This is a genomic window from beta proteobacterium MWH-UniP1 (assembly GCA_036362785.1).
Lineage (GTDB): Bacteria > Pseudomonadota > Gammaproteobacteria > Burkholderiales > Burkholderiaceae_A > Lacustribacter.
Genome location: CP143625.1, coordinates 1703733 through 1724120, shown reverse-complemented (window position 1 = coordinate 1724120; position 20388 = coordinate 1703733). Strand labels below are relative to the sequence as shown.

21 protein-coding genes are annotated in these 20388 nt (G+C 56.4%); 18 read left to right on the top strand and 3 right to left on the bottom strand.

Features of this window, described 5'->3' with window-relative positions; all coding sequences use genetic code 11:
* Window positions 1-136 precede the first annotated feature (136 nt).
* Entirely contained in the window at window positions 137-1120 is a 984-nt protein-coding gene (locus AOB54_08500) for a tripartite tricarboxylate transporter substrate binding protein (GenBank protein WVN41510.1), read from the top strand.
* Window positions 1121-1123: 3 nt separating this feature from the next.
* Window positions 1124-1777, top strand: a complete 654-nt coding sequence (locus tag AOB54_08495) for an RraA family protein (GenBank protein WVN41509.1) — start codon at window positions 1124-1126, stop codon at window positions 1775-1777.
* A 53-nt stretch (window positions 1778-1830) separates the two neighbouring features.
* Here AOB54_08495 and AOB54_08490 read toward each other — a convergent pair whose 3' ends face one another.
* Complete coding sequence (locus tag AOB54_08490) at window positions 1831-2232, bottom strand: DUF423 domain-containing protein (protein WVN41508.1); 402 nt, start codon at window positions 2230-2232, stop codon at window positions 1831-1833.
* Window positions 2233-2318: 86 nt separating this feature from the next.
* On the opposite strand from AOB54_08490, the gene AOB54_08485 reads away from it, so the two are divergent.
* The 4 genes from AOB54_08485 (at window position 2319) to queC (ending at window position 6481) form a co-directional block, all read left to right on the top strand.
* Window positions 2319-3380, top strand: coding sequence for a YeeE/YedE family protein (locus tag AOB54_08485; protein ID WVN41507.1), 1062 nt, complete (start codon window positions 2319-2321; stop codon window positions 3378-3380).
* An 82-nt stretch (window positions 3381-3462) separates the two neighbouring features.
* Window positions 3463-5154, top strand: a complete 1692-nt coding sequence (bchE, locus tag AOB54_08480) for a magnesium-protoporphyrin IX monomethyl ester anaerobic oxidative cyclase (protein ID WVN41506.1) — start codon at window positions 3463-3465, stop codon at window positions 5152-5154.
* An 18-nt stretch (window positions 5155-5172) separates the two neighbouring features.
* On the top strand, window positions 5173-5772 hold the full coding sequence (gene bchJ / locus AOB54_08475) for a bacteriochlorophyll 4-vinyl reductase (GenBank protein ID WVN41505.1): 600 nt from the start codon (window positions 5173-5175) through the stop codon (window positions 5770-5772).
* A 13-nt stretch (window positions 5773-5785) separates the two neighbouring features.
* Complete coding sequence (gene queC, locus AOB54_08470; GenBank protein WVN41504.1) at window positions 5786-6481, top strand: 7-cyano-7-deazaguanine synthase QueC; 696 nt, start codon at window positions 5786-5788, stop codon at window positions 6479-6481.
* A gap of 35 nt (window positions 6482-6516) precedes the next feature.
* On the opposite strand, the gene AOB54_08465 is transcribed toward queC, so the two are convergent.
* Window positions 6517-6831: an NIPSNAP family protein gene (locus AOB54_08465; protein WVN41503.1), complete on the bottom strand. Its 315-nt coding sequence runs from the start codon at window positions 6829-6831 to the stop codon at window positions 6517-6519.
* A gap of 30 nt (window positions 6832-6861) precedes the next feature.
* On the opposite strand from AOB54_08465, the gene greB reads away from it, so the two are divergent.
* The 6 genes from greB to AOB54_08435 all read left to right on the top strand — a co-directional run bounded on the left by greB (window position 6862) and on the right by AOB54_08435 (window position 12202).
* Window positions 6862-7416, top strand: a complete 555-nt coding sequence (greB, locus tag AOB54_08460; protein WVN41502.1) for a transcription elongation factor GreB — start codon at window positions 6862-6864, stop codon at window positions 7414-7416.
* A 78-nt stretch (window positions 7417-7494) separates the two neighbouring features.
* Entirely contained in the window at window positions 7495-7974 is a 480-nt protein-coding gene (locus AOB54_08455; protein WVN41501.1) for a peroxiredoxin, read from the top strand.
* Between the two features lie 8 nt (window positions 7975-7982).
* Window positions 7983-9110 (top strand): DSD1 family PLP-dependent enzyme, encoded by a 1128-nt coding sequence (locus AOB54_08450; protein WVN41500.1) that lies wholly within the window; start codon window positions 7983-7985, stop codon window positions 9108-9110.
* Complete coding sequence (locus AOB54_08445; protein ID WVN41499.1) at window positions 9110-9367, top strand: hypothetical protein; 258 nt, start codon at window positions 9110-9112, stop codon at window positions 9365-9367. Before AOB54_08450 ends, AOB54_08445 begins: the two co-directional genes overlap by 1 nt.
* Window positions 9368-9392: 25 nt before the next feature.
* Entirely contained in the window at window positions 9393-10421 is a 1029-nt protein-coding gene (gene bchI / locus AOB54_08440; GenBank protein WVN41498.1) for a magnesium chelatase ATPase subunit I, read from the top strand.
* Window positions 10422-10429: 8 nt separating this feature from the next.
* Window positions 10430-12202, top strand: a complete 1773-nt coding sequence (locus AOB54_08435) for a magnesium chelatase subunit D (GenBank protein ID WVN41497.1) — start codon at window positions 10430-10432, stop codon at window positions 12200-12202.
* Here AOB54_08435 and AOB54_08430 read toward each other — a convergent pair.
* Window positions 12178-13086 carry an alpha/beta fold hydrolase gene (locus tag AOB54_08430; protein ID WVN41496.1) on the bottom strand — a complete coding sequence of 303 codons (909 nt, stop codon included), beginning with the start codon at window positions 13084-13086 and terminating at the stop codon, window positions 12178-12180. The two genes, AOB54_08435 and AOB54_08430, sit on opposite strands and share 25 nt — an antisense overlap.
* 96 nt (window positions 13087-13182) lie before the next feature.
* Here AOB54_08430 and AOB54_08425 point away from each other — a divergent pair, with 96 nt between their 5' ends.
* The 6 genes from AOB54_08425 to bchZ all read left to right on the top strand — a co-directional run bounded on the left by AOB54_08425 (window position 13183) and on the right by bchZ (window position 20346).
* Entirely contained in the window at window positions 13183-14067 is an 885-nt protein-coding gene (locus tag AOB54_08425) for a polyprenyl synthetase family protein (protein WVN41495.1), read from the top strand.
* Between the two features lie 2 nt (window positions 14068-14069).
* Window positions 14070-15185 carry a methyltransferase gene (locus tag AOB54_08420; protein WVN41494.1) on the top strand — a complete coding sequence of 372 codons (1116 nt, stop codon included), beginning with the start codon at window positions 14070-14072 and terminating at the stop codon, window positions 15183-15185.
* 139 nt (window positions 15186-15324) lie between these two features.
* Window positions 15325-16284 (top strand): chlorophyll synthesis pathway protein BchC, encoded by a 960-nt coding sequence (gene bchC / locus AOB54_08415; GenBank protein WVN41493.1) that lies wholly within the window; start codon window positions 15325-15327, stop codon window positions 16282-16284.
* Window positions 16281-17297: a chlorophyllide a reductase iron protein subunit X gene (locus tag AOB54_08410; protein WVN41492.1), complete on the top strand. Its 1017-nt coding sequence runs from the start codon at window positions 16281-16283 to the stop codon at window positions 17295-17297. Before bchC ends, AOB54_08410 begins: the two co-directional genes overlap by 4 nt.
* 68 nt (window positions 17298-17365) lie before the next feature.
* Window positions 17366-18880, top strand: a complete 1515-nt coding sequence (gene bchY, locus AOB54_08405; GenBank protein ID WVN42810.1) for a chlorophyllide a reductase subunit Y — start codon at window positions 17366-17368, stop codon at window positions 18878-18880.
* Window positions 18880-20346, top strand: coding sequence for a chlorophyllide a reductase subunit Z (gene bchZ / locus AOB54_08400; GenBank protein WVN41491.1), 1467 nt, complete (start codon window positions 18880-18882; stop codon window positions 20344-20346). The genes bchY and bchZ overlap by 1 nt, the downstream gene beginning before the upstream one ends.
* The last annotated feature ends 42 nt before the right edge of the window (window positions 20347-20388 follow it).

The window sequence follows — 20388 nt, the reverse complement described above, 5'->3', positions numbered from 1 at the left end:
TTTTTGCTTTTTATGTCGTGTGCGCTTGCAGCAGATCAAATTTATGAGTCCTGGGGCTGGGATAAACTTAGGCTCGTCCAAAGTGCTTGGCAAAGGCGGCAATTCAGCCGCTTTTTTTCGTTTAGGAGTTTTTATCATGCAAAAACGTCGAACTCTTGTTGTGACTTCTTTGTTCTCTGTTGCGCTGTCATCCCTTGCTGTCGCCATGCCGACCACGGCCATGGCGGACACCTATCCCTCTAAGCCAATCAAGTTTGTGGTGCCCTGGGCGCCGGGTGGTGCAACCGACCAGATTGCACGGATTCTGGCGCAGACCCTGTCACAGTCGCTCGGCCAGTCGGTGGTGGTGGAAAACAAAGGTGGTGCTGGCGGCAATATCGGCACAGCAGCATTTGTTAAGGAAAAAGCGGATGGTTATACGATTTTGTTAACCACCAGTTCGACTCACGCAGCAGGCCCCCACTTGTATAAGAGCCAGGGCTTTGATGTAAATAAAGACTTCACGCCGGTTGTGTTTGTTGCATCCGTGCCCAATGTGATGGTGGTACCGGCGAATTCGCCTTGGAATTCGATCAAAGACATTGTGAATGCTGCGAAAAAAGAGCCGGGCAAGTACACCTATGGCTCTGCTGGCATTGGTGGTTCGCAGCATTTGGCGGGCGCCAACTTTAAAACCATTACGGGTATTGATATTCGGCATGTGCCCTACAAGGGCAGCGGCCCCGCTGCGGTGGACCTGATTGCGGGACATATCGACATGATGGTGGACACGGGCTCGTTGGGTAGTGTGCGTGCGGGCCGTCTTAAGCCACTCGCGGTCGCCTCTAAAAAGCGGCTCGAAGTGTTGCCCAATGTGCCTACATTTGCTGAAGCGGGTTTCCCCATGCTGGCGTCGGCCTGGTACGGTGTGATGCTGCCTGCTAATGCACCTGCAGACGTGGTGGCCCGACTGAACAAGGAATTCAACAAGGCACTGCAGAATGCGGAAGTGCGTAAGCGTCTGCATGAACTTGGTGCAGAGATTGGCGGTGGTACTGCAGATGAGTTTGGTAAATTCGCCGCTTCTGAAATCAAGCGCTACGAAGGCATTGTTCGTGACTCCGGCGCACCAAAGGAATAAACAGTGAAACCAGGAATTCAAATTAATCCCCGTGTTCCGGGTGCTGCGGCAGCCATCGAGGCCTGCCGTGGTCTGCCATCTTCTGCGATTGGCGATGTCATGGGCCGTATCCCCGGCTCGGTCGGATTGGCGCCTGTGAATCGTTCGCCGGTGGCCATGGTGGGCAATGCCTTCACCGTTCGTGTGCGGTCTGGCGACAATCTATTGATTCACAAGGCACTCACCATGCTGGAAGCAGGCGATGTATTACTTGTTGACGGCGAGGGTGATATCACGCGTGCCTTGGTGGGCGAGATCATGATGACCACTGCGAAACTGCGCGGCTGTGTTGGCTTTGTTATGGATGGCGCTATTCGTGACGTGGACGCTTTTGAAGAGGCCAAGTTTCCTTGCTACGCACGTGGGGTCACACCCCGTGGCCCCTATAAAGACGGCCCGGGCAGCATCAACGTGCCCGTCACCATTGGTGGCATGACCGTTAATCCAGGGGATGTGATCGTGGGTGATTCTGATGGCATTGTGGCGATCCCCGCTGCCATCGCCCAGGAAATTGCGAAGGCCTCTTGGGCCAAGGTGGATTCTGAAAAAACCACGCTTGCCGAAATCACTTCAGGCCGATACGACACGGCCTGGATTGATAAGGCATTGGGACTGTAATTTGATGTGAGTTTGATGCAGGGCGGGCCCTGCTGTGATTGACGTTGCGATTGTTACGCGGCGTTAACACTGGCCCGCCAGCCTGCAATGATCAGGGCGACCCAGCCCAGAATCAGCCCCAGCCCGCCAATGGGTGTCACGGCACCCAGGCTTGGTATGTCTAAGAGCACGCGCAAATACAGACTGCCGCTAAAGACTGCAATCCCAAAGGTGAAGGCCAGCCCCGCCACCACCGACCAGGTTCTGAAGAATTTAAAGGTGCTGACCATGGCCAGCGCCAGCAGCGCCACGGCATGAACCAGCTGATAACGGGCGGCTGTTGCAAAAATCTCAACAAGTCTTGGTTCCACCATGGCCGCTAGGCCATGGGATGCATAGGCACCGGCAATAACCCCGGTCGCCCCAAAAATTCCCGCGAGAATCAAAAACGTTCTGGACCAGAACATCGACATCATGGTGGGTAGATCCCTTTTATTGACGCTTATCAAGCCAGCCAGGGCGGCCGGTGGTTAGGATGTTGGATTATTCCTTAAACCAAATCATGCTGGCGAATTTCATCGAACAATATGGCGAAGGCCTGGTCCTGGCCGCAGGCGGGGCCGTGATTGGCATGCTGTTTGGCTTTTTTGCCCAGCGGTCGCGCTTTTGTCTTCGTGCGGCGGTGATTGAGTTTTGGCAGCGTCGTTTTGGTGAAAAACTCTCGATCTGGTTGCTGGCCTTTTCCAGCGCAGTGATCGCGGTTCAGGTGATGGCCATGACCGGCTGGCTTGATACCAGTTCCGCCCGTCAAATTTCCGCGACTGGAAGTCTCTCTGGGGCCCTGGTCGGTGGGGTGGTGTTTGGTGTCGGCATGATCCTGACCCGTGGCTGCGCCAGCCGGCTCTTGGTGTTGTCGGCCAATGGCAATCTTCGGGCCTTGTTGTCTGGGCTAATTTTCGCGGTCACTGCCCAGGCGTCGTTGGCGGGGGCCTTATCACCGCTTCGAACGGAAATCAGTAGCTGGTGGACCATTGACGGGGGCCCGAGCCGTGACATGCTGGCCCAGTTGGGTGTTGGGCATATGGGCGGCCTGGTGATGGGGCTGATTTGGGCAGTGGCTGCCCTGTATTTCGTGCGCCGAAGCGCCACCCGTAGCCGGTGGATGTGGATCGGCGGTATTGGCACTGGCCTGATGGTGGCGGCGGCCTGGGGGTTTAGCCAGCTTGTTGCTAAGAATTCTTTTGAACCGATACAGATTCAGGGCCTGACCTTTAGCGGGCCGTCTGCTGAGTGGCTGATGCGGGTGCTGTCCCAGCCGGCACCGAAAATTGGATTTGAGTTTGGCATGCTGCCCGGTGTGTTTTTGGGTTCTTTGATTGGCGCAGCCATTGGGGGCGATCTCAAGCTAGAAGGCTTTGGTGGCGCGTACACCATGCCCCGTTACATTCTGGGCGCGATATTTATGGGCTTTGGGTCCATGCTTGCCGGCGGCTGTGCCGTGGGGGCGGGTGTGACGGGTGGGGCCATCTTCGCGCTAACGGCCTGGCTGAGTCTGCTGGGCATGTGGCTGGGTGCCGGCATTGCTGATCGACTCGTTGATTCGCGGGAAAACGGCGCTCCTTGATTAGTGTCAAGAACAGTTGACACGCGTTTTGTTACCTTGAGAAGACGTTAACAAACGCCAGTTTGGCGTGCAAGGGGAAGCAATGCGCATCGTCTTTATTCATCCGAATTACCACTCCGGTGGTGCCGAGATTGCGGGCAACTGGCCACCGGCCTGGGTAGCTTATTTGTCTGGCTACCTGAAAGCAGGCGGCTACACCGATGTGCACTTCATCGACGCGATGACCGACGATCTGGAAGAAGATGTGGTCCGCGCGAAACTCGCAGAATTAAAGCCCGATATCGTGGGCGCCACCGCCATTACGCCAGCCATTTACAAGGCTGAGCGAATTTTGCAGGTAGCCAAGGAAGTCAACCCCAATGTGGTGACGGTGCTGGGCGGCATTCACGCCACCTTTATGTATCCCCAGGTGCTGAAAGAGGCCCCGTGGATCGACGCCATTGTGCGTGGCGAGGGTGAGCAGGTCTTTTTGAATTTTGTGATTGCTGTTGAAAACGGCAGCTGGGCTGCAGACCACAACTCGGTGAAGGGCATTGCTTATGCAGATGCCAGCGGCAAAATCATTGCCACACCTGCTGAGGCGACCATTGAAGATTTGGATCGCATTACGCCTGATTGGGGGATTTTGGAGTGGAGTAAGTACATCTACATTCCCATGAACACCCGTGTGGCCATTCCCAACTTCGCCCGGGGCTGCCCATTTACCTGCACGTTCTGTAGCCAATGGAAGTTCTGGCGGGATTATCGGATTCGTGATCCCAAGAAAGTCGTGGATGAGATTGAAGATCTGGTCAAGAACCACGGCGTCGGCTTTTTCATTCTTGCTGACGAAGAGCCCACCATTCACCGCAAAAAGTTCATTCAGTTCTGCCAAGAATTGATTGATCGTGATCTGGGGATTCTCTGGGGAATCAACACGCGCGTGACGGATATTCTGCGCGACGAAAAACTGCTGCCAATGTTCCGCAAGGCCGGCCTGATTCACGTCTCGCTGGGCACGGAAGCTGCAGCCCAGCTAAAGCTGGACCGTTTCAACAAAGAAACCACGATTGCACAGAACAAGAAAGCCATTCAGCTCTTGCGTGATGCCGGCATCGTGACCGAAGCCCAGTTCATTGTGGGCTTGGAAAACGAGACCAAGGAAACGCTGGAAGAAACCTATCGCATGACCCTGGACTGGAATCCGGACATGGCCAACTGGGCCATGTACACGCCCTGGCCATTTAGCGATCTCTTCCAAGAGCTTGGCGACAAAGTGGAAGTCTTTGACTACGAGAAATACAACTTTGTCACGCCCATCATGAAGCCAGAGGCAATCACCCGTGGTGAATTGTTGGATGGTGTCATGGCCAACTACCGGCGCTTCTTCATGCGCAAGTCCTTCCTGCATTACCCATGGACACGCGATAAGACCAAGCGTAAATACCTGCTGGGCTGCTTAAAGGCATTTTTGAAGAGTAGCGTTGAGCGCAAGTTCTACGACCTGGGCCGTGTGGGCTATTGGGGCCCGCAGAGTACCAAGAAGGTGGACTTTGCGTTTGATACCACGCGTACCTTTGAAGCGGGCAATGATAGTGTTGCGAGCGACGAGGGCTGGGTCACCATGCACGGGCCGAAGATTGAGCACAAGCGTCGTCAGGGCGAGATCAATGCCGCCATGGCCTGCGGTGGCGGCAATCAGGCCGAGCAGCTGACCGAAGAAGAGATGGACGCGGTCTTATCGGGTAAGAAGCTGGTTGATGTGCAAAAGAAAGACGAAGCGGCCGTTGTTTAGTGGGCAAGACTGGTTGAGATGAGTCTTACAACTGCGGCACGCGACCGAATCGGGCCCAATGCAATTTTGCAGGTCATTGATTCGGTAACCGCGAAACACGGAGAGGGCGCCTGCGAGGCGCTCTTTTCGTCAGCGGGCTTATCGCATCATTTGCTGTCGCGCCCAACCGAAATGGTGTCGGAGCGTGATGTGGCCGTATTGCAGGCCAAATTGCGTGAAGTGTTTGGCGAGTCCGAGGCCAAGGCGCTTTCCTGGGATGCGGGCCTGCGCACGGGCGATTATTTACTTGCCAACCGTATTCCAAAGTTTGCACAGGCGGTTTTGCGTTTTCTTCCCGCCTCGATCGCTGCGCGTGTGTTGGCGCAAGCGATCGGTAAACATTCCTGGACATTTGCGGGTAGCGGCACTTTTTCCTTTCGGCCCGGCAAGCCGTTTGTGTTTGAAATCATCAATAACCCACTGTGTAGCCAGATCAAGTCCGACATCCCGGTATGCGATTTTTATGCGGCCACGTTTGAACGCATCTTTCGTGTGATCGTGCACCCCAATTCCCGTGTCGAGGAGACCAAGTGTGAAGCCTCGGGGGATTCATCCTGCGTGTTTGAAGTGACCTGGTGATACGATCCAGCGCATGAATATGCGCGCAATTGTTCTGCTCAGTGGTGGCCTGGATTCGGCCACCGTGCTGGCCCAGGCCTTATCGCAAGGCTATCAAGTCACCACACTGGCCTTTGATTATGGCCAGCGGCACCGGGCAGAGATTGATGCGGCTGCGGATTTGTCTGCCGCCATGGGGGCCAAAGCACATCGGGTGGTCAGCATTGATTTGCGTCCCTTTGGGGGCTCGGCGCTGACCAGTGATATTCAGGTGCCCAAAAATCGCGAGTTATCGCAGCCTTCGGAAGAGATTCCGATCACGTATGTGCCTGCAAGAAACACCATCTTTTTGTCATTTGCACTGGCCTGCGCGGAGGTCACGCAGTCGCGTCACATCTTTATTGGCGTGAACGCGCTGGATTACAGTGGCTATCCCGATTGCCGGCCGGAATACATTGCGGCCTTTCAAGCCATGGCCAACTTGGCAACGCGCGAGGGTGTCGAGGGCCGTGGTGTCACCATCCACACGCCACTCATGGACATGACCAAGGCGCAGATTATTCGGCTGGGCTTAAGTCTGGGCGTGGACTACGCACGCACCACGAGTTGTTATGACCCAGGCCCTGATGGACGGCCCTGCGGCAGCTGCGATGCCTGCCAACTTCGCAATAAGGGTTTTGCGGAAAATGGCTTGGTCGATCCCCGCGCCCAGGCCTTTGGCGTGGCCTAAATACCCAGGCGGTCGGGGTCGTGTGGCTGCCGGAATTACAGCGGCAGCGGGCTCAGAATCAGGTTCTCAATACGCTCGACAATCTGGCCGTTCGCTTCAGTGTCTTTGCGGGTGGCGATCCACTTGGGGTCGGCCTGAAAGGCATTCCACTTGGCTTCACGCTCAGCGAGCGATTCCCATTCCAAAATGTAATAGAGCGCCGCGTTAGACGGACCAATGAGTGTGGTCCAAAACTTGTCGTGCTTGATGCCGTATTGCTGAAAAAAACCAAGGGTGTGGGTCTTAAAGCGGTTGACCAGATCGGGCAGTCGGCCGGGGCAGCAGTGATAGATGCGTAGTTCATGAATCATGGGGTCTCCTTTTGCTAGAGTCAGCATTCTATGAGCAAAGCCTTTACCAAAGAGACCGACCAGGAAGAAGACGATGGCCCAGAGCAGGCGGCCAGCAGTCTGCCGGCCGGCACGCCCAACTATCTGACACCGGCAGGCTATGCGGCCTTAAATGATGAGTTGCAGCACCTGCTGAAAGTGGAGCGGCCCAAGACCGTGGAGATCGTGTCGTGGGCGGCATCAAACGGCGACCGATCGGAAAATGGCGATTACATCTATGGCAAGCGGCGGCTGCGTGAAATTGATCGTCGGCTGCGGTTTCTGACCAAGCGATTGGCGATTGCCCAGGTGGTGGACCCTGCCCAGCAGGCGGGCAATGACCAGATCTTTTTTGGGGCCGAAGTCACCATCATGGAGTCCGATGGTCAAGAGCACACTTATCGCATCGTGGGGGTGGATGAGACCCATCTTGGGGAACATTGCATCAGTTGGATATCCCCTATGGCCCGGGCGCTCATTAAGGCCCGTGAGGGAGACACGGTGACTGTGCAAAGCCCCTCTGGCCCCAGGGAAGTCGAGATTATTTCGGTCCGTTACCCCGCCTGATTGGCGGGTGGCTGGCGGCGGTTTGGCCAGTGACTTGCTCTATGATTTGGGCTTCCCAATTTGTTGGAGCAATCGACAATGCAAGACGTTCTTGATGGTGAAAAACTCTCTCCCATGGTGTCGGGTTTGGCACTGACCACCACGCTGGGCAATATTCAGTTGGCCGACTACCAGGGCCACAACCTGGTGATTTATTTTTACCCCAAAGATGACACGCCAGGCTGCACCGTCGAGGCCAAGGATTTCTCGGCCCAGCATCAGGCCTTTTTAAAGGCAGACACCCAGGTGATTGGTGTGTCACGTGACAGCATTGCGTCTCACCAAAAGTTTATTCAAAAGCATGGCTTAAGCATTGTGTTGGTGTCAGACACCGACGAGACACTGTGCAGCGCCTTTGGCGTGATCAAAAACAAAAACATGTACGGCAAGCAGGTCCGTGGCATTGAGCGCTCGACGTTTTTGATTGATGCCAAGGGGGTGCTGCGCCGTTCATGGCGTGGCGTCAAAGTGGCAGGCCACGTGGAAGAAGTCCTGCAGGCGGCTAAAACCCTGGGCTAATCGATTTAATGGCAATTCACGTATCGGCTGCCCGTTTGGGGGAGTCTTTGGCCCAGGTGGACACGCCTGCGCTAATTCTTGATCTCGATGCTTTTGAGCGAAACTGCGATCGGCTTGATGCGGCATTGCGCGGCCGGTCCATTCAGTTGCGGCCGCATGCCAAAAGCCATAAGTGCCCAGAAATCGCCCGGCGGCAGATCGCCCGTGGTGCCGTGGGCATTTGCTGTCAAAAAGTCTCCGAGGCCCAGGCCTTTGCCGAGATGGGGATTCAAGACATTTTGATTTCCAACGAAGTGGTAGGTGATAAAAAGATTGCGCGGCTGTGTGAGCTGGCCAAGTCCATCCGCGTGACGGTCTGTGTTGATCACGTGGACAATGCCGCTGCCATGAATGCTGTTGCGCTCAGTGCGGGAGTGGTGATTCCTGTCTTGATCGAGGTGGATGTGGGCGCCCATCGGTGTGGGATTGCCCCCGGCGAGCCGACACTGGCATTGGCGAAAGCGATTGTGCAGATGCCAGGCCTGCGCTTTCAGGGCCTGCAGGCCTATCATGGGCCAGCCCAGCATATGCGCACGCAAGAAGAGCGGCGTGCTGCGATTGGCCGTGCCATTGAGCTCACGCGGTCAACCCGTGACTTGTTAGCAAGCCATGGCATGACCTGCACCACGATTGCGGGCGCGGGCACCGGTAGTTTTCTAATTGAAGCAGCGAGTGATCTTTACACCGAACTTCAGGTGGGTTCGTATATTTTTATGGATGCCGATTACGCACGTAATGATTGGCAGAGCAGTGGCATGCCACAGTTTGAACACAGCCTATTTGTCTGGACATCGGTGATGAGTGTGGCGGGGGATTCGCATGCGGTAGTGGATGCAGGCCTAAAGGCATCCAGTGTGGACTCTGGAATGCCAGTGGTCGCCGATCACCCTGGCGTTACTTTTGTAAAAGCATCTGACGAACACGGGGTCTTGGTGATTGATCCCAAACTGGTGCCGCCTCTGGCCCTGGGGGCAAAACTGAAATTAATTCCTGGCCACTGCGATCCCACCGTTAATTTGTACGACGAACTGGTGGTGATTCAAAACAACACCGTGGTGGATATCTGGCCGATCACGGCCAGGGGCGCGCTGCTTTAATGGCCTGGCTGGTCCACCTGGTGGATGCGGTGATCGCATTAACACTGATTGAATTTATTGCGATTGCCGCCTGGTATCGCAAGACGGGCCGTGGGGTTGCGCCGGGTGAGATTGGGTTGAATCTCTTTTCAGGCCTATCGCTCATGCTGGCCTTGCGATTCGCGCTGGCAGAAAGCGGCCCCGGGCCTGTGGCGCTCGCCTTAACCGCAGCAGGTGTGCTGCACGGTCTGGATTTGTATAGGCGCTGGCGGCGTTAAAATGGGGGTTTAGGAGCCCAAGCGTATGGCAGCAGCATTCCCGTTTTCCGCAATCGTTGGTCAGGACGAAATGAAACTGGCCATGTTGGTCACCACGGTCGATCCATCCATTGGCGGTGTGTTGGTCTTTGGCGACCGCGGAACCGGTAAATCCACGGCAGTCCGTGCTTTGGCGGCAATTCTGCCCAAGATGAAAGCGGTCGTGGGCTGCCCCTATGCCTGCGACCCGGAGTCAACGCGATCCGTCTGCGAATTCTGCGCAACGCTTAAAAAAGATAAGCCCCACCCCAAGACCCATTTGGTGCCAGTGCCCGTGGTGGATCTTCCCCTGGGGGTGACCGAAGACCGCGTGGTGGGTGCGTTGGATTTAGAGCGCGCGCTTAGCGATGGTGTGAAAGCCTTTGAGCCTGGTCTTCTCGCCAAGGCCAATCGTGGCTTTTTGTATATCGACGAGGTCAATCTACTGGAAGACCATATTGTTGATTTGCTGATTGACGTGGCGGCCAGTGGCGAAAACGTGGTGGAGCGTGAGGGTTTAAGTGTTCAGCATCCGGCCCGTTTTGTCTTGGTGGGCAGTGGCAACCCGGAAGAAGGCGAGTTGCGGCCACAGCTATTGGATCGTTTTGGTTTGTCGGTGGATGTGAAAACACCGCAAGAGCTGCCAGCGCGCATTGAAGTGGTAAAGCGCCGCGATGCCTTTGAGCGCGACCCGGCTGGCTTTATTGAGAGCTGGAAAAAAGAAGACAACAAGATTCGTAAAAAAATCGCCACTGGCAGAGACAAACTGGACTCGGTCGTGGTGCCCGATGAAATTTTGGAGCGAGCCGCCGAGCTGTGTATGAAGCTTGGCACCGATGGCCTGCGTGGGGAGCTCACACTCATGCGCGCCGCCCGGGCGCTTGCCGCCCTTGAGGGCGCGGCGAAAGTGTCATTAGACCATTTGAAGCGAATTGCACCCATGGCCTTGCGGCATCGACTGCGGCGTAATCCGTTAGACGACACAGCCTCTGGTGTGCGGGTCCAGCGTGTGATCGACGATTTATTTCCGGCCTGATTCGCGCAATGCAAGATGCGCTGATTGCAGCGACGCTATTTGCCCGGGATCCATCGCTCTTGGGTGGCATGGTGATCAAGGCCCATGCTGGGCCTGTGCGGGATCGCTATCTTGATTTTCTAAAGTCTCACATTGCGCCGGGCACACCGTTTCGCAAACTGCCACTCTCTATTCAGGATGAGCGGCTATTGGGTGGCCTGGATCTTTCTGCAACACTAAACGCCGGTAAGCCCGTGTTAAGCAAGGGCCTGTTGGCAGAAGTACACGGTGGTGTGTTGCTCGTGCCCATGGCCGAGCGTATGAGTGGGCCACTGGCCGCACGGCTGGCCAGCGCAATGGATCGCGGCCAGATCACCGTGCAGCGCGAGGGTTTATCTGCCGAGATGCCAGCCGAATTCGGCCTGGTGTTGTTGGATGAAAGCGTGGCCGATGATGAGCGTGTGCCCGTGGAATTGCTCGACCGCATTGCATTTCATGTGGATCTGCGCGAGGTATCGGTCTCGCAGGCGGAAAATGACATTAAGTTTTTTGAAGAAGCTTTATCAGGTTCGCAGGCTGACGATGCAGCGCTGCATGTTTCGCGCACTGATCCGCAAGAGGTCAGCGATGAACTCACGCAGGCCTTATGCGCTACCGGTCTTGCCCTTGGCATTGATTCCATTCGGGCGGTGATTCTGGCCCGCCGTGCTGCAGAACTTGCCGGCAAATGGTTTGGCCATGCCCACACCGAAAAAGAAGATGTCGCGCTTGCGGCACGTTTGGTGCTGTCACCACGGGCCACCATGATGCCCATGGATCCGCAGGAAGCACCACCAGAAGAGCCGCCACCGCCCGAGGACTCGCAAGAGCCACCGCCCGATGATCAAAACGATCAAGACGAATCGAAACCCCAAGAAGATTTGGAAAATCTTGAGGATGTGATTTTAGAAGCGGCCAAGGCTGCGATTCCTGCGGGTCTTTTGGAGCAGTTACTGTCGGATCAGCGGTTGATGGCCAGAAGTTCTGGTTCTGGTAAATCGGGTGCACAGAAAAAAGGCGGCAGTCGTGGCCGACCATTGGGCTCGCGTCAGGGGCTGCCCGGTGGCAAGGCGCGTCTTAGCATCATTGACACCTTGCGTGCCGCAGCGCCGTGGCAAAAGATCCGTCACAGAGAATCGCGGCCGATTGCGAAACGCAGGCTTTCGATTCGGTCGGAAGATTTTCGTATCAAGCGCTTTAAAGAACGCTCTGAAACCACCACCATTTTTGTGGTCGACGCATCGGGCTCATCGGCGATTCATCGGCTTGCAGAGGCAAAAGGCGCCGTAGAGTTGTTGCTGGCCGATTGTTATGTGCGGCGCGATCAAGTGGCAGTGATTGCATTTCGCGGAAAACAGGCCGAAATTATTCTGCCGCCCACGCGCTCTTTGGTGCGTGCCAAACGTGGCCTGTCGGGCCTGCCCGGCGGCGGGGGAACACCATTGGCGATCGCCATTGATGCCAGCATGCAGTTGGCCTTATCGATTGCCCGTAAGGGCGAAACACCCTTGGTGGTGATGCTGACCGACGGCAAAGCCAATTTAGATCGTGATGGCAATCCCGGCCGTGAAAAGGCCCAGGCCGATGCCATGTTGGCCGCGCAGCAGTTTGCCGTTGCAGGCTTTGCGGCCATGGTGATTGATACATCGCCACAGCCATCGGAGGCCGCACAGAAACTATCTTTGCAGATGCACGCCCGTTACATGCCGCTGCCGCATGCCGGCGCAGCTCAGGTCTCTCAGGCCGTAAAGAGTATGGTGTAAATCCACTGGGCGACCGCCTGTGGACGCTCTTCGTGAAGTAGATGCCCGCCGGGCCAGGTCTCGACACGCGCCTTTGGAAAAGCATCGCGCAGCACTTCTTTGAGCGGCGCCTCTTTGACCCAGCTGTCTTGAGCGCCCAATAAAAAGCTTGTTGGAATCGATAACGCTTTTCCGCGCGCAAGTATTGATGGCAAATCTGCCCCCGCCATAAAACCCATGGCGCCTTGCACATGCTGTGGCTGCGAAAACAAATAGCGATAGTGCTTGCGATTGGCTTCAGGAATTTTTGATTCTGTGGAATCTAATAACTGGTCCACCATTTTGGTGTTCGCCGCAATAAAGGCGAGCATTCCGGTCATGGGACCTGATGTGGCAATGGGGGCAACCATCGGCCCAAGCAGCGTGGTGTAAAGCGGTGGCGGCGGCACGAGCGATGGATTCAGGCCAATGATGTGTGTGGTCGTAAATGTCTGTGGCTTCGCTGTTGCGAATCGGAGCGCCCACTCAATGGCAAGCGGTGCGCCTGCAGAGTGGCCAATGAAGACCACATCGCCTTCAAGTTTTAATTTCAACAACAACTCTTGGAGTGCGTTGGCCATAAGTGGCAGGGTCAACATGGCGGGGTCCGCACCCCTGGTAAAGCCATGGCCGGGCAAATCAATCGCCACCACGCAGGCGTTTTCGCGCAGGGGCTCGATTAAGTCGGCCCAGGTATGGGTTGAAGCGCCCGTGCCGTGAATCAGGACCAGGGTGGTGCGGGATGGCCGCTTGGCGTTGTGAAACTGGACATGCCAAGTCAGCTGGCCTGCCGACACTAGGCTGCTAGTCGCGCGGAATGGCCACTGGGGGGGCAGCAGTCTGTCGACGGCGGCTTGATTGCCCAAAAAGTGTCTATTGCAGTTGACAGTCATAAGTGACAATATACCTATACACAGCCGGGTTATTGGTAGGGCCCGGTTTAAACGTCTTTAGGGGTCATTATGGCGTCAGCAGAATCGATTAAATCGGCCTTGGAAGAGGCATTGGCCTCGGCCGTGGCAATGGCAGAGTCCCCACATGGCCCGGCCTTGCTCGCCCAGGCTTATCACCACGCTGTGTTTCCTGGCGGTGCCCGTATCCGCCCCCAGTTGACGCTGGCGGTGGCCAAGGCCTGTGGTCACGACGACCCAGAGCTTGCCATGGCGGCTGCCGTGGCACTCGAACTGCTTCACTGCGGCTCGCTCGTGCACGACGATCTGCCCTGTTTCGACAATTCCCCCACCCGTCGGGGCCAGCCCTCTGTTCACGCCAAGTTTGGCGAGCGCATTGCCGTGCTTACCGGCGATGGTCTGATTGTGTTGGCCTTCCAAGCACTGGCCACGGTAAAGGCCAAATACCCCGAGCGCCTTGCCGGCGTCATGTCGGTGATTGCCCAGGCGACTGGCGCGCCCGATGGCATTGTGGCGGGCCAGGCCTGGGAGTGCGAACCCAAGGCCAATCTGCGGGATTATCAGCGGGCCAAAACCGGTGCCCTGTTTGGTGCTGCCACCGCCTGTGGTGCCCTGGCTTCCGGCGCTCCAGCCGAGGCCTGGCGGCCCCTGGGAGAGTGGCTGGGCGAGGCCTATCAGGTGGCCGATGACATTCGCGACGTGATTGGTGACCCCGATGCACTGGGTAAACCAACGGGCCAAGATCTCGCCAATGATCGGCAGAGTTCTGCCCGATCACTGGGGCTCTTCGGTGCAATTCAGAATTTCGATTTATTGGTCGGTAAAGCCATTCGCGCCATTCCATCCTGCCCAGGTGCTCCCTATCTGCGGGCCCTGGTCTTGGCCGAGTCGGAGCGGCTGGTGCCGCGCGATGCTTTAGAGAGGGTGCAGGCGTAAGCGTGTCCCTGGTTCAAAAGTGGCTTGATTTGCGGGATCGGCTTCTCGCAAGCGAAGGGTTTCATCGTTTTGCTGCCTGGTTTCCGTTAACACGGCCCATCGCCCGGCGTGAGGCGAAAAATCTCTTCGATATCGTGGCGGGGTTTGTCTACTCGCAGATTCTCTTTGCCTGCGTGAAGCTAGATCTGTTTCGCATCTTGGCCTCGGGGCCGCAGCCATTAGCAACACTCGCTGTTCGTTTAAAGCTCAGTGAAGACGCAGCCTTACGGCTACTCTGCGCCGCGGAGTCATTGCGGTTGGTCGAGCAGCGTGGCGATCAACAGTGGGGCCTGGGCATGCTGGGCGGCGTGTTGGTCAGCAATACTGCTGTGACTGCTTTGGTCGAGCACCATGCCACCCTTTATGCAGACCTGCGCGATCCGGTAGCACTCTTGCGTGGTGAGACCCAGGCCAACTTGGCCAGTTATTGGCCCTATGCGGATGAGAAAGCCAGTTCGCCAACGCTGTTGAGTGAAGAGCGTGTGGCCGAGTATTCCCAGTTAATGAGCGCCTCCCAGCCCCTGGTGGCGGGCGAGATTCTGGCCGCCTACCCTTTTGATAAGCATCGCTGCCTGATGGATGTGGGCGGCGGGCAGGGCACGTTTTTGCTGGCGGCAGCCGAGCGCTTTCCCAAGCTGCCCATGATGCTGTTTGATCTGCCTGCGGTAGCCAATCTGGCCAGGGGGCACTTCCAAAAGGCGGGGCTGGGTGAGCGGGTGACTGCTCATGGGGGCAGTTTTTTTGAAACCCCACTGCCCAAGGGGGCTGACATCGCGACCGTGATCCGGGTGCTGTATGACCATGACGATCACCGGGCGCTGGCCATCTTGAAGGCCGTCTTTGCTGCCCTGCCAAGCGGTGGAAAGCTGGTCGTGGCCGAGCCGATGTCAGGCACCCCAGGGGCCGAATCCATGGGAGATGCCTATTTTGGTTTTTATCTGCTGGCCATGGGCAAGGGCCGCTCGAGAACTGCACAGCGTCTGATCGAGCTCATTTCCCAGGCTGGTTTTACTTCCCCACGGCTTGAAAACACCCGGCTTCCTCTCCAAACCAGATTGATTGTGGCTAATCGTCCGTAAGGACTTACTAACCTGATTGATCTGGCGCATATTTCCTGAGCGCTTTGATCGGAGTTTGCCCTTGACAAAGAAATTAGGAAGACTACGATCAGAATGTCAACTGAAATTGACAATACGAAAAGTAAGGTAAAACTGACAAATGGATCTGTCCCGCGTCGCCAATCAGTCTAAGGCGATTGTTCTAAACAAACCGCACGAGCTCTCTCTGAGTGTGGTGCCCATTACCGCCCCAGAAGATGGTGACGTGGTCGTGGATATTTTGTTTAGCGGGATTAGCACCGGCACTGAAAAACTCTTGTGGTCAGGCCGTATGCCAATGTTCCCCGGCATGGGATATCCGCTGGTGCCGGGATATGAGTCAGTGGGCCGCGTTGTGTTTACGACAAAAAGTGCGGCCCATCAGTGTGGCGATTTTGTATTTGTACCCGGTGCCAAATGCTTTGGCGACATCCGTGGTTTATTCGGTGGTGCGGCCTCGCGAGTGGTGGTGCCCGCCGATCGTGCGCTCTCGATTAGTGAATCGCTTGGCGAACGCGGTGTGTTGTTAGCCCTTGCGGCAACTGCGCATCACGTCTACCAGGGCGATGTCAACGCCCAACCCGATTTGATTATTGGCCATGGGGTGTTGGGCCGCTTAATTGCACGCCTTGCGGTGGTGGCAGGTCATCATCCCGTGGTGTGGGAAACCAACCCCACTCGTCGCGCAGGGGCGCTGGGTTATCAGGTCATTGACCCAGCAGACGATGCACGTCGTGACTACCGTCGTATCTGCGATGTGAGTGGTGATCCGAAAATTCTCGACACCTTGGTCTCACGCCTTGCCATGAACGGTGAAATCGCTCTGGCCGGTTTTTATGAAGAGCCCTTGTCGTTCACGTTTCCTCCTGCATTTATGCGGGAAGCCAGTTTCCGTATTGCTGCCCAGTGGCAGCCACAAGATTTAACCGCTGTGCGCTGTTTGGCCGAGTCTGGAAAGCTGTCTTTAGATGGCCTGATTACTCATCGTAGTGAACCCGCCAATGCGGATGCGGCTTATCGCACTGCATTTCAAGACCCCGACTGTCTGAAGATGATCCTTGACTGGAGAAATACACAATGAATCCGAATTCACGCCCCGCTGAAGCACCGGTTCAGTTCGTGTTGAAAGAAAACCTCCGTGCCGAGGCAGCGGTGGACCCCGATCCAGTGGCCACAGGCCCTGTGACCAAAGAAACACAGATCATCGCCATCTACGGCAAAGGCGGAATTGGCAAGAGTTTCACGCTCTCGAATCTGTCGTACATGATGGCCCAGCTTGGCAAAAAAGTACTGCTGATTGGCTGTGATCCCAAAAGCGACACAACCAGCCTTCTCTTTGGCGGCAAGGCCTGCCCCACCATCATCGAGACTTCATCGAAGAAAAAACTCGCCGGTGAAACAGTTCAAATCGGTGATGTCTGCTTTAAGCGCGATGGTGTCTATGCCATGGAGCTTGGCGGCCCCGAAGTGGGCCGGGGTTGCGGTGGCCGCGGCATCATCCACGGCTTTGAAACACTCGAAAAACTCGGCTTTCATGATTGGGGTTTTGATTACGTGCTGCTCGACTTTTTGGGCGACGTGGTCTGCGGCGGTTTCGGTCTGCCAATTGCCCGCGACATGTGCCAAAAAGTGATTGTGGTGGGCAGCAATGACTTGCAGTCACTCTATGTGGCCAATAACGTCTGCTCTGCAGTGGAATATTTCCGCAAGCTTGGTGGCAATGTGGGTGTGGCCGGCATGGTCATCAACAAAGACGATGGCACTGGTGAAGCCTCTGCCTTTGCGCAACAAGCCGGCATTCCGGTCTTATCCGCCATCCCTGCCAACGAAGACATTCGCCGCAAGAGCGCGAATTACGAAATCATTGGCCGTCCTGGCACACAGTGGGGTCCGCTCTTTGAGCAGTTGGCCACGAATGTTGCTGATGCGCCACCGGTGCGCCCGAAGCCACTCTCGCAAGACGAACTCCTGGGGCTCTTTTCGGCCGATGCCGTTGGCCGTGATGTGGTCTTAGAGCCCGCCACGATTGCCGACATGATGGGCAAAGACGTGGTTGAGAAGAAAACACTTGAAGTGGTCTACGAGGAAGTCTGATCGAGTCCAACATGGCCAAGAGCATCTCCATTCCCATTGTCAGTAGCCAGGATGTGAAACCATCCGGCATGCCCAATGGCGTGGTCAATGCAGACGCATTGAAGACCGATGGTCTTGGCTGCCACTCTGGCAAAGAACAACTGATGTCGGCAGCGAAATCCGCTGGAAAATCTGACACTCTGGATCAATACGCGGCCGACTACCCCAAAGGCCCGCACGATCAGCCCCAGAGCATGTGCCCAGCCTTTGGTTCATTGCGTGTGGGTCTGCGTATGCGCCGCACCGCCACGATTCTCTCGGGCTCGGCCTGCTGTGTGTATGGCCTAACGTTTACATCGCATTTCTACGGTGCACGCCGCAGTGTTGGCTATGTGCCCTTTAATTCCGAGTCCCTGGTGACCGGAAAACTCTTTGAAGACATTCGTGACTCGGTTCACGCCCAGGCCGATCCTGCCAAGTACGACGCGATTGTGATCATCAATCTGTGTGTGCCTACCGCAAGTGGTGTGCCGCTGCAGCTGTTGCCCAAAGAAATTAATGGTGTGCGCATTATCGGCATTGATGTGCCGGGTTTTGGTGTGCCCACTCACGCAGAAGCAAAAGATGTCTTGGCGGGTGCCATGCTGAAATTTGCCCGCGAGGAAATTCTGGCGGGTCCGGTTCAGGCGCCAAAAAATCGTGTGACCGACAAACCCACCATCACGCTTTTGGGCGAGATGTTCCCGGCTGATCCAGTCGGCATTGGCATGATGCTGGCCCCCATGGGCTTGGCCGCTGGCCCTGTGGTTCCCACACGTGAGTGGCGTGAGCTCTACACCGCACTAGATTGCGCTGCCGTTGCTGCCATTCACCCGTTTTACACTGCCAGCATTCGTGAATTCGAAGCGGCTGGCCGCCCCGTTGTGGGATCTGCGCCCGTTGGTGTGGAAGGCACGGAAGCCTGGCTTCAGGCGATTGGCCAGGCCGCCAATGTGGCCCAAGAAAAAATTGATGCGGCGAAAAACGCCATGCTCCCTGCCATCAAGGGGGCGCTCTCGAAGATGCCAATCAAAGGCCGTATCACCATGAGTGGCTACGAAGGCTCTGAGCTGTTGGTAGCGCGACTCTTGGTCGAGTCTGGCGCCGATGTCCGCTATGTCGGCACGGCATGCCCGAAAACGGTTTGGTCTGATGCCGATCGTCAGTGGTTAGAAGCCAAAGGCGTTGCGGTGCAGTTTCGCGCCTCTCTGGAGCAAGACCTGCAGGCCATGACGGAATTCAAACCCGACTTGGCAATTGGCACCACGCCGGTTGTGCAGGCCGCCAAGCAGGCCAGCATTCCAGCGCTGTACTTCACCAATCTGATTTCTGCCCGGCCACTTATGGGCCCTGCCGGTGCAGGTTCACTTGCCCAGGTGATCAATGCGGCGATTGGCAACAAGGCGCGCTTTGATCAGATGTCGGAATTTTTTGAAGAAATCGGCAACGGCGATAACGCCGGTGTCTGGGAAGACATGCCCAAAGCCCATCCCGAGTTTCGTGAGATGACCCGCCGTCAGTTGGCCAAACAGCAAAAGGCCCGCAAGGCCGAGGAGATGGGCTGATGTTTGTCATCGACCATGACCGCGCTGGTGGCTACTGGGGTGCTGTGTATGTCTTCACAGCGATCAAGGGCATGCAGGTGGTGATCGACGGCCCAGTGGGCTGTGAGAACCTGCCGGTGACTTCCGTCTTGCATTACACCGATGCGCTGCCACCCCACGAATTACCGATTGTGGTGACGGGTCTGGCCGAAGAACAATTGGGCCGCGAAGGCACCGAGGGTTCTATGAAGCGGGCCCATGCCACGCTCGATCCTGATCTGCCCGCCGTGGTGGTCACCGGTTCGATCGCTGAGATGATCGGCGGGGGTGTTACACCAGAGGGCACGAATATCAAGCGGTTCTTGCCACGCACGATTGATGAAGATCAGTGGCAGTGTGCCAACCGCGCCATGATGTGGCTGTGGACCGAATACGGCATGAAAAAAGTGCCACCACCGCGTGAACGTAAGCCTGGTGAAAAGCCACGGGTCAACATTATTGGCCCCGCCTACGGCACCTTTAATATGCCCAGCGACTTGGCCGAGATCCGCCGCCTGGTGCAGGGCATTGGTGCCGAGATCAATATGGTCTTCCCCCTGGGCAGCCACCTGGCCGATGTCTCGCGCCTGGTCGAGGCCGATGTGAACATCTGCATGTATCGCGAGTTTGGCCGCCTGCTGTGTGAAGCCTTGGATCGGCCCTATCTGCAGGCCCCAATTGGCATGCACAGCACCACCAAGTTTTTAAGAAAACTGGGCGAGCTCTTGGACTTAGATCCAGAGCCCTTCATCACCCAGCAAAAGCACACCACGATCAAGCCCGTTTGGGATTTGTGGCGCTCGGTAACCCAAGACTTTTTCGGCACCGCTAGCTTTGCAGTGGTGGCCAATGAAACTTATACCCGCGGTATTCGGCATTATTTGGAAGACGAGTTGGGCCTGCCTTGCAACTTTGCAGTCTCACGCAAGCCCGGTGAAAAAACTGACAGCGAAGCCATCCGCCAACTCTGTAAAGACAAGCCACCGCTCGTGATGTTTGGCAGCTATAACGAGCGTATGTATCTCGCCGAGACCGGCGCGCGGGCCACTTATATTCCCGCGTCGTTCCCCGGGGCCATTATTCGTCGCCACACCGGCACACCATTTATGGGTTATGCCGGCGCCACTTATTTGCTGCAAGAGTTCTGTAACGCACTCTTTGATGCGCTCTTTCATATCTTGCCGCTGGGTACCGATATGGATCGCGTCGATCCGACACCGGCCCGTGTGGGCGATGGTGCCGCTCAAGAATCTTATGCCTGGGACGCTGATGCCCAGCAGTTGTTAAACGAATTTGTTCAGACCGAACCCGTGCTGGTTCAAATCTCTGCCGCTAAGCGTCTGCGTGACCGTGCGGAACGAGAAGCCAAGCGCGAGGGTGTGCGGCGTGTGACCGTTGACCATGTGTCACGGGCACGCGATGTACTCAAGCAGGGAGCCCCTGCATGAGCGCACACATGATCGGTCTGTCATCAAGAATGTCGCAGCTCG